This is a genomic window from Bacillus xiamenensis (assembly GCF_000300535.1).
Lineage (GTDB): Bacteria > Bacillota > Bacilli > Bacillales > Bacillaceae > Bacillus > Bacillus xiamenensis.
Window position 1 is genome coordinate 34,447 of the sequence record NZ_AMSH01000029.1, and the last position, 7,834, is coordinate 42,280.

At 42.5% G+C, this 7,834-nt stretch carries 4 protein-coding genes; 3 read left to right on the forward strand and 1 reads right to left on the reverse strand.

From position 1 onward, the window contains the following. Positions 1-4 precede the first annotated feature (4 nt). Positions 5-649 carry a spore coat protein gene (locus BA1_RS10765; RefSeq protein WP_008358716.1) on the reverse strand — a complete coding sequence of 215 codons (645 nt, stop codon included), beginning with the start codon at positions 647-649 and terminating at the stop codon, positions 5-7. A gap of 144 nt (positions 650-793) precedes the next feature. Between BA1_RS10765 and BA1_RS10770 the strand changes: the two genes are divergently transcribed. From BA1_RS10770 to BA1_RS10780, 3 genes are all read left to right on the forward strand, one after another. Beyond that, a complete protein-coding gene (locus tag BA1_RS10770; RefSeq protein WP_008358720.1) occupies positions 794-4,168 on the forward strand; it encodes a CheR family methyltransferase in 3,375 nt (1,124 codons plus the stop codon). Positions 4,169-4,251: 83 nt separating this feature from the next. Next, positions 4,252-7,158 (forward strand): 5'-nucleotidase C-terminal domain-containing protein, encoded by a 2,907-nt coding sequence (locus tag BA1_RS10775; RefSeq protein WP_008358722.1) that lies wholly within the window; start codon positions 4,252-4,254, stop codon positions 7,156-7,158. 49 nt (positions 7,159-7,207) lie between these two features. Then, positions 7,208-7,777, forward strand: a complete 570-nt coding sequence (locus tag BA1_RS10780; RefSeq protein WP_008358724.1) for a class D sortase — start codon at positions 7,208-7,210, stop codon at positions 7,775-7,777. The last annotated feature ends 57 nt before the right edge of the window (positions 7,778-7,834 follow it).

Below are 7,834 nucleotides of genomic sequence, written 5' to 3' on the forward strand. Positions count from 1 at the left end.
TTGTCTAATGAAGCGGCTTTTGCTGATTGGCTTTGCTTGGCGGCATTTGAACTTGTCCCTGCATAGGGGCAAAAGTAGATGTCATCGCTTGCATGTCTTGAGTTGTAAGCTGCGGAACTTGATAGTAGCCATGTTTGTTTTGATATAAGAAAATTTCATACGCCATTTCAATAAAGTTCGGAATTTGCGCTGCAAGTACCCGTCTAACGACAGGATTTGTTACCTCTAAAGCGGTCATTGACAGTAATCCTGCATGTGATTTCACGAGACCGAGCATATGCCCTGTAATCCCTGCGTCTTTTACGTCCTGCAATGACTGATTCGGCTTCTTCGGCTGTGACGGTTTAATCCCGTATGTGACCTGTGTTTGTTCTTTCATCATATAAGTAGCAGTGTCTTCACTAGGCTTTTGTCCAGTAGAAAAACAATCTACCGTGACATTGTACTGCGACAAAATGAATTGATATTGTCGATCTAAGATGTCGGATAATGCAGGATCTTGGATGAACTGCCGAAAGATCATGTATTGATCCAAAATATTAATGGTGCCTGCTAAAATTTCATGTAAATCGAATAACTCGTGCCCGCCATGGTTGAATTCAGGCTGCTGAGCATGTCCTTGTCCGAATGACTGTTGATCGTTTTTCATAGAAATTCCTCCTATTGTTTATACATTCTGTTTTAATGTGAGGAAATTTTCCTTCTTTCATACAAAAAACATTATTTACAATTAGAGGGTTTTCTTCCTTTTTGTCGAAAAAAAGTATCAGACGAATGAACATGGGGGTAGCAGATGCAGGACAAAATCATTAATCGTTTGATAGAAGACGAACATGTGCAGGCACCAGTGATTGGCATCGGTGTTTCGCCGTTTGAGCAGCATCATCTCGAGGCTTTTTTTCAATCATTTCCACATGAATTAAATGCCTCTTTTATTGTTGTGCAAAATCATGTGACAGGCGATTGTGTAATTGATTTGGAAGCACTTGTTTTACCGATTGGCTACCGGGCAAAAACGATTAAACATGGTGAGAAAGTCATGCAAAAAACGATTTATGCTTGTCCGCAGCATGCAGTTGTGACATTGACAGAAGATAAACGGCTGCACATATCGGAGCAGCTTCCAACGAACAAGACATGCGCTGTCAATTCGTTGTTTCAGTCACTTGCCAGCGTGCAAAAGGAAGAGGCCTATGCGATCTTTTTCCAAAAAGGCTATTGTGTAGGAAGTGGTTTGCTTCAATTAGTTGAGCAAGGCGGTACAGCCTTATCATGCAGTGAGACAAATAATGAGCTGGATAGTATGCAAACATTTCAAGACCCTTCTGCACTTGCGGCTTATATTGGAAACATCATCACGGCTTCGCATATCGATATTTCCAACCCTGTTTTGGTCAGAATCATTGAACGTCTTGAAATGCATAAAGGAATTGCATTTTCAACCTATGACAAGAATAGGCTGCTCTCTGTTCTTCAAAAAAGAATGCGGAGTGCCAAACAACCGATTTCATCATTGGCAGATTATGATCGTTTATTAGACAGAGAATCAGATGAGCTTGATCGCCTACATGTACAGCTTCTCAGTGGGACGACTTCTTTTTTTAGGGATATGGAAGCTTTTCGTGTATGTGAACATAAGGTCATTCCGTCGATCATTGAAAATACAATGAAAAACGGGAAATCTCGATGCCGCATTTGGATTGCAGGCTGTTCTACAGGTGAAGAAGCCTATTCTTTTACGATTTTATTTTTAGAAGAACTGAAGCGAAGACAAGTGTCCGTTGAACTTCAAGTGTTTGCAACAGACATCAACCGAAAAGCCATACAAAGGGCAAGTAAAGGGGTGTTTTCCGCTGAGTCTATGGCGAGGATGCCAGAAAAATGGAAGACGCGATATTTCGAAAAGAAAGGTGACGCTTATATTGTGAAGCAGTCGCTTAGAAAACATATCGTCTTTGCTCCTCACAATTTATTGATTGATTCACCTTTTATCCACCTCGATTTTATCAGTTGCCGAAATGTTCTGATGTACTTCCAGCCAGAAGTCCAAAAACGAGTATTATCCCGATTCCAATATGCATTAAAGGATCAAGGGATGCTGATACTAGGGCCGAATGAAACGGTCCCCAATATACCTCGTTTATTTCATTTGTTCAATGAAAAGTGGAACATTTATACCCACTCAAACGTTTCTAAACACAATGTGCCTTGGGCGCAAGACTCGTGTGATATGGAGTTAAAAGAACGAGCTGCCCAATATATGAAAGAAATCGCCCAGGATGATGCATGCATCGTCATAAATGATTGCGACAAAATCCTCGCAATGTCAGAGGGTGCCTCTTCTTTTTTAGAACATACAGAAGTGTCAGATCAATCTTGTAAATATGTAACACCAGATTACATGAAAGAGATGTTGAGTCAATCCTTTCAAAAGGTGTGGACAGAAGAAACCGAAGTGGTATTTCAGCATGTCCCCATCTCTGAAAATGGCAGACAGCAGTATGCTGATTTTACAGTGAAAAGTTTTGATCGCCGTTTCAAGGGAGTATACGTCATTCTCATTCGAATGAGTGAGAGAGGAAAAAATCAAAAGAACGGCAGGGACAAAGAGATGCAAGAGCAGAATTCAGTCTATCAACAGCGAATTGTCGATTTAGAAAACGAGCTCAATGAGGTGAAACAAAAGGAGCAGGAAGCAAGAGCCGAATTAAAAGAAAAAAACATGCAGGTAGAGAAGCTTGAGAAAACCCATGAGCATTTTATTAATATTATAAACAATTTGAAGGTGACAAGAGAAGAACTGTACCGGCCATCTGTGAAGCCAGAGATTGCCACGTTGTTTGTCGACCGGGAAATGAATATTCACTATAACACACCTACAGCTGCCTCTTTATTTACTTCAGCTCAAGCCCGGAACCAGCAAACTTTTCAATCAATGGCGAAGAAGCTCACGCAGGAAATACTCTATCATGACATTCAATCTGTCATGTCGGACAGGCGCATCATCGAACGTGAAATTGAAACAAACGATGGAGAACAATTCATCGTGCATATCACACCTCACTATGAACAGGATCATGAGGGAGCGGTGATGACTTGGTTCAAAATGACGGAAATGACGAAATTGAAGCAGGCACTTCATCTTTCGGTGACAGCACTAGATAACAGCCATATTCATATTGTGGTCGCAACGGAGGAAGGGGTCATTCAATGCGTGAATCAGCGCTTTTGTCAGTTTGTACAGAAGCATGAATACAACCTGATCGGGAAAGATGTTTTTTCTGTCTATCAAGCGTTGTGTCAATGTGATGATTTAGCTAAGCAATGGGACGTTTGTTTAAGAGAGGGCAGCTGGTCTGGGGAGTTGTATTTTCAGGATTTATCCGGACGTGAGCGGTGGGAGAGAGTCTCATTACATCGAATTGATGATCCTGGCAAAATGCAGACATCCGTCATGCGCATTTCAGAGGATATTACGAGTCAAAAGCAGTCGGAGAAAATGCTGATGAAGTCAGAAATGCTGTCGGCAGTTGGTCAGCTTGCAGCTGGCATTGCCCATGAGATACGAAACCCGCTTACGTCGTTGAAAGGCTTTTTGCAGCTGATGATTCAAAGTAAAAAGTATCAGAAGGATTATGCGGATGTCATGATGTCAGAGTTTAACCGGCTTGAAGCGATTATTAATGAATTCCTTGTGCTCTCTAGAAGCAAGTCTGTTAATTTTGAGCCAGTACATGTCAATCTTCTGCTTGAAGAAGTCATTATGGTTGTTGAATCGCAGGCGGTCTTAAAAGGAGTGTCCATTCAAAAAAAACTTTCTCCATCACTCCCTAACATTCAAGGCATACCGAATGAACTGAAACAAGTCTTTCTGAACATTCTTAAAAACGGAATTGAAGCGATGGATGGTGTGAGAGGTGTGATCCAAGTGACCTCCATGCTGAAAAATAATCAAATGATGCTGATATTTGAAGACCAAGGAAAGGGCATACCAGAAGATGAGATTGCGAAACTGGGTGAACCGTTTTATACAACGAAAGAAAAAGGGACGGGACTGGGATTGATGATGACGATTAAAATTATTGAAAGCCATGGCGGTACCATTCGTTTTGAAAGCAAAAGCTTTGAAGGGACGCGCGTGATTATTACGTTTCCAACGAATTCTTAGGGATAAGTTTTACATGAAATCCATCCAGCATCAATATTTACTTTGTACACTATGAGAGATGAAGCTCAAAGGGGAGAGATCTAATGAAACGTATGCAATCCATTCGAATGATCTGTTGTTTGGTTTTGGTGATATTTAGTCTGCAATCCTTACTGCCTGGTATCATGACAGCGGAGCCGGTCAGTGCATCTGACAAGAAGGAAAATGTCTCGAAACAAATGAAGCAAGTGACCATCAAAAAAGCCCGTAAGCTCATCGGAGAGACGGTGACGGTGAGTGGAATTGTGACAGCAGATCAATCCGCTATAGGAAATGGGAAGCTCTCAACATATATTCAAGACAAGACCGCTGGAATGAATATTTATTCTGCGCAGCCGAACAATTTTCCGGAACTGAAAGCTGGTATGAAGGTGACGGTGACTGGCAAGGTAACGCTATATAAAGGGCTGGTTGAAATTGTGCCAGATCAAGACCGTTTGCAGATAGATGCTGTGAATCAACCATTGCCAGCGCCGAAGCGAGTCTCCATTAAACAACTGGAAACGGATTATGCAGGTAAATATGAAGGAAGACTTGTAAAAGTCAAAGGCTACGTGGAATTAAAACCAGACCAGTCTGCTGGCGGCGGTTACAATGTAACCATGATCGATCGGAAATATCATAGCACCGTCCTTAGAGTGATGGAGAATACGGGTGCCATTGATCAAGTGAAGACAGGGAAATGGTATGAGTTTACAGGGATTCTAAGCAGATACGATACGCTGCAGGTGCTGCCAAGACACAAGGCTGATATCAAACTGCTGAAACGTCAGCCAAATCCGCCAAACATCAAGAAAGAATATCAGGCAACCGTTGACCGTGTTGTAGATGGAGACACCATTCATTTAAAGAAGCCAGTGCTAGGTACGACAAAGGTGCGCTTTGTTCATATGGATACGCCGGAAACCTATCATAAGCCCAAAAATGAATTAGATCAGAACCAACTGCGCTTTGGACAAAAAGCGACTGATTATTTAAAAACACTTCTTTCAAGCGGTGATCAGGTGACATTAAAGATTGGCCCTGAAGCGAAGGATGGCTATGGACGTCTTCTAGCTCAAGTGAAAACCAAAAAAGGCATCAATACGAACTTAGAGCTTGTGAAAAAAGGATATGCCCCTACTTATTTCATCTGGCCTGTTGGAGATGAAAAAGAGTACGATGCGTTTCAGCAAGCTGTGAAAGAAGCGAAGGAAAAAGGGCTGGGTATTTGGAATGAAGCGGATCCTTTGATAGAACAGCCATTTGAATTTAGAGCGCGTGAGCAGAAAAAAGGGCTCACACGTTATGTCGGTGATTCTTCTGCAAAAACCTACGTATCACCTGACAACTGGAAAGAGGTTGATGTAGAGAAACGTGTCTTTTTTGCCTCAAAAGAAGAAGCAGAGCAGGCTGGATATCAGGCATCCACGTCATCTCGTGAAGTACCATTAACCATTTTAAGCATGAATGATTTACATGGGAAAATTGACCAGCAATATGAGCTGGATCTAAAAGGTGATGGCAGTAAAGGAATGTATGGACGGATGGATTATGTGGCGGCTTATATGAAACAAAAACAAGCGTCACAAAAAAATACAATCACGGTCCATGCAGGAGATATGATTGGCGGGAGCTCACCGGTATCATCTCTTTTGCAAGATGAACCAACAGTTGAACTAATGGAGAACATCGGTTTTGATGTCGGTACAGTCGGCAACCATGAGTTTGATGAAGGCGTTGACGAACTATTGCGTATCCTAAACGGCGGGGAACACCCTAAAGGCACAAAAGGATACGACGGCCAGAACTTCCCGCTTGTTTGTGCGAATTGTGAATACAAGGATACTGGCAAACCGCTTTTACCTGCCTATCAAATCATAGATGTTGAAGGAATCCCGGTGGCATTCATCGGTGTTGTCACAAGATCAGCTGCGGGCATGGTGATGCCAGAGGGAATTAAAGATATTCAGTTTACAGATGAAGTGAAAGCAGTCAATGAAGCAACGAAGGAATTAAAGCAAAAAGGGGTCAAAGCCATTGCGGTACTGGCTCATATGACAGCCTCTCAAAATGGCGATACCATTACTGGAGAAAGTGCGAAACTTGCCAAAGAAGGTGATGATGAAATTGATGTCATTTTTGCTGGACACAATCACGAAGTAGTCAATGGGGAGGTCAATGGGAAATTAATCGTTCAAGCCTTTGAATATGGAAAGGCCATTGGAGAAGTCAATGTCACACTGGACCGGAAAACAAAGGATATTGTCAAAAAGAGTGCAAACATTCAGTATGTAGACCAGACTGGTATTGAAAAGGACAAGGAAGCAGCGGACATTTTAGATCGCTACGGCAAAGAAGTTGAACCGATTATTAGTGAGGTTGTAGGAGAAGCAGGCGTCAAAATGGAAGGCGGCTATTCAAATGATGGAGACACACCGCTCGGTAACCTCATTGCGGATGGGATGAGATATTCGATGAAAAGTGACTTTGCCATGATGAATGGCGGCGGTATCAGGCAGCATCTCGAAAAAGGGCCGATTACATGGGGAGATCTCTTTAATATTCAGCCATTTGGCAACGTTTTAGTCAAGCTGGAAATTCAGGGGAAGGATTTGGTCGATATCATTGAAGCACAAATCTCTCCTCAATTTGGACCAGATTATAGCATTTCAGGCTTTTCATATTCCTATGATCCGTTAACATATAAAGTAGTCAACTTGAAACTGCCAGATGGTTCACCAGTTGTTTTCGATCAAACGTATACACTCACAGTGAATAACTTCATGGCCACTGCAACTGGAAGTAAATATGCGCCAATCGGGCGGTTAGGGAAGAACCCTGAAACGGGTCCAGAAGATTTAGAAGCGACCGTTGCTTTCGTTAAGAGCTTCGAGGGCGCTGCCATTGTGTATCAAAAAGAGGGCCGAATTGAGAAAGTAAAACTAGAAGAAAAGGCAGCAGCAAGCTGAAGGCTCATCACCTCAGAAGAATCATTGTTTAAGACGAAGGAGTTAAAGCATGAAAAAATGGCTTGCAGTTACTGTAATGACAGCGGGAATTGCGCTGCTCGGCTGGGGAATATGGCAAATCACCTCTACTCATCTTCAAACAGCACAATCATTAGAGGAAGCGAAGAAGGTGGTAGCGGCCGATCAAGGGATGTCAAAGAAGACGTTTGCTCCTGAAATGGGAAAAGTCTCAGGCATTCTCACCATTCCGAAATTAAAGGCGGACCTGCCGATTGTCGAAGGGACGGATGCGGACGACCTTGCCAAAGGAGTCGGGCATTACAAAGGCAGTTATTATCCTGATCAACATGGACAAATTGTTCTGTCTGGGCACCGGGACACGGTCTTTCGCCGGACAGGTGAGCTGGACATTGGAGATCAACTGAAAATCACAGTGCCATACGGGGAGTATGTGTATGAAATCACGCATACGAAAATTGTGGATCAGCATGATACATCCATTATCACTCTGCAGAATAAAAAAGAAGAGCTCGTACTAACCACATGCTATCCATTTCATTTCGTCGGTAATGCACCAGAGCGATACATTATTTATGCGAAAAGAGCATCTGTTTCATGAAAAAAGAGCCTGCGTATGGGGCAGGCTCTCAGATTGTTGACAAAGGGCTAAAATGAA

What these genes read in the sequence shown, in the direction of transcription:
- BA1_RS10765 (WP_008358716.1), bottom strand. Translation starts at nt 649, where the DNA reads ATGAAAAACGATCAACAGTCATTCGGACAAGGACATGCTCAGCAGCCT.
- BA1_RS10770 (WP_008358720.1), top strand. Translation starts at nt 794, where the DNA reads ATGCAGGACAAAATCATTAATCGTTTGATAGAAGACGAACATGTGCAG.
- BA1_RS10775 (WP_008358722.1), top strand. Translation starts at nt 4,252, where the DNA reads ATGAAACGTATGCAATCCATTCGAATGATCTGTTGTTTGGTTTTGGTG.
- BA1_RS10780 (WP_008358724.1), top strand. Translation starts at nt 7,208, where the DNA reads ATGAAAAAATGGCTTGCAGTTACTGTAATGACAGCGGGAATTGCGCTG.